Origin of the sequence: Vibrio sp. S11_S32, assembly GCF_014694465.1 — a bacterium.
Classification (GTDB): Bacteria; Pseudomonadota; Gammaproteobacteria; order Enterobacterales; family Vibrionaceae; genus Vibrio; species Vibrio algicola.
On record NZ_JAAUWS010000107.1, the window covers coordinates 1 to 1771 of the forward strand.

Genomic DNA, 1771 nt, shown 5'->3' on the forward strand with positions numbered 1-1771 from the left:
ACTTGAAACACATCTTTTGCTAAATCAACACCAATAATAGTAGAATTATTCATAACTGTTTGACTCCCAATAAAAATTGCTTAGCAGGTTAAGTTTAGCAGAGGAGAGGGAGTCTAATTATCTGTTATGTGCAAATCACCGTATGGAGTCTCCAAAGTGTTAGAGTTTGGTAAAGTTGTTAAATATTTTGATAATGGTTTTGGATTTATAAAATGCATTCAGACTGATTCTGAATTGTTTAATAAAGAAGTATTCTTCCACATTAAAGCAGTTAAGCAATTTGAAAGTAAGCTCGTAGAATTTTCAAATGGAGCTACTGAAGACTTATATTTTTGGTTTACCTGTAAAGACGGTAAGAAAGGCAAAGAAGTTGTTGAATTTTGGTTAGAAGCTGAAAATATTCCCTCGGAGCATACTTTACCAATACTTGAAAAGTACGCTGCCACTTTAATAAAAAATGATAAAACGCCCGCCAAAGTAGTTTTTTCTCCTCCAAGCGCACCCAAGCGTATGATTGAAATAACACCAGTAGAGCTAGCCTTAGTAAATAAGAAAGTAACAAATGCTGAGCGATTATCCGCTAGACATTCCTTATCACTTGTTAAATCCGAAGAGTTGTCACGACTGCTAATTGATATGGCAGAAATGAACTTTAGATTTAGTAGTGAACTTTCAAAGTACATTACTAGCAATAAACTTGGGCATAAATACCCTAATATTGCCGGCATAGTTACCATGACAGATGAAGAAAAAGAGTGGGACTTTGATGGTGGATTTCCAAAAGGAATTTATAGAATTATATGCCAAGAATTAAGTTTAACTGATAAAGGAACTTCTGCTCGTGCAATAGGGTTTACTTCATATCAAGATCAAAAAAATGAGCCAGATATAATTTTCTAAATTGCACATAACAAGCCATTCAACAGGACAAAATACAGTTGGCTATTTTCGTTCCTCAAATATTATAGCCAACTGCATTTTGCCCGTTAATAGGGGCGTTATACCGTTAAAAGGAGAAATTGACATGGAATTAGTTGTACCATCATTGAAAATGAAGCCAGCATTCTTAGTTTTCGTCGAGGATTATGCAGCCAACGACATTAGTAATATTGAATCCTACTTATTGGGAAAAGAGGATTTTTCTTCGTATATTCAAAGTTTAACTGATGAAAGTAACGGGGTTAACTTACGTGAAGGTTATGTCCCATGTAGTCACTTTTGGCTAATTGATGATAATCAGTCTATTTTGGGCGTGGTTCGTATTCGTCACAATATCAGTAATGAGTTTCTGGCACAGGAAGCTGGTCATATTGGTTACGATATAGCACCATCATTCCGTCGAAATGGTTATGGACAATCGATACTAAAATTGGCATTAATTAAAGCTAAAGAACTTGGGCTCAATCGAGTGCTATTAACTGCTGACGAAGGCAATGTAGCTTCACGAAAAATTATAGAAAGTAACGGTGGTAAATTTGAAAATATCGTAATGGGTAAGGTCTTTCCGAATCCATTAGCAAGGTATTGGGTTCGCTGTTAGAAACGGTATAACAAAGCAATCAACACGATGCTTATTACACTCGGCATTCGTGGTTTAAAGTATAATTGGTTTTGGTAATTATGGCGTTCAGCACGTGTTATTGCGGCGTTATACGGCAAACGGAGTATCGATGAATCGGATAGTTTTGGTCACTGGTGGTAGCCGAGGAATTGGTGCCGCAACTTCCAAGTTTCTTGCAAAGCAAAGCTATGCTGTTTGTGTTAATTACCA

2 protein-coding genes and 1 pseudogene are annotated in these 1771 nt (G+C 36.3%); all 3 read left to right on the forward strand.

Annotation, left to right across the window (positions count from 1 at the left end; genetic code table 11):
• Positions 1 to 156 precede the first annotated feature (156 nt).
• The gene (locus tag HC723_RS17395) at positions 157 to 900 is read left to right on the forward strand and encodes a cold-shock protein (RefSeq protein ID WP_203218788.1); all 744 of its coding nucleotides are present in this window, start codon (positions 157 to 159) and stop codon (positions 898 to 900) included.
• 124 nt (positions 901 to 1024) lie between these two features.
• Complete coding sequence (locus HC723_RS16725) at positions 1025 to 1540, forward strand: GNAT family N-acetyltransferase (RefSeq protein ID WP_190339894.1); 516 nt, start codon at positions 1025 to 1027, stop codon at positions 1538 to 1540.
• 130 nt (positions 1541 to 1670) lie between these two features.
• Positions 1671 to 1771, forward strand: a pseudogene (locus HC723_RS16730) (NAD(P)-dependent oxidoreductase); the annotation flags it as partial.

Bases quoted from the DNA above. Each gene is read 5' to 3' on its own strand.
- HC723_RS16725 (WP_190339894.1), top strand. From the start codon at position 1,025: ATGGAATTAGTTGTACCATCATTGAAAATGAAGCCAGCATTCTTAGTT.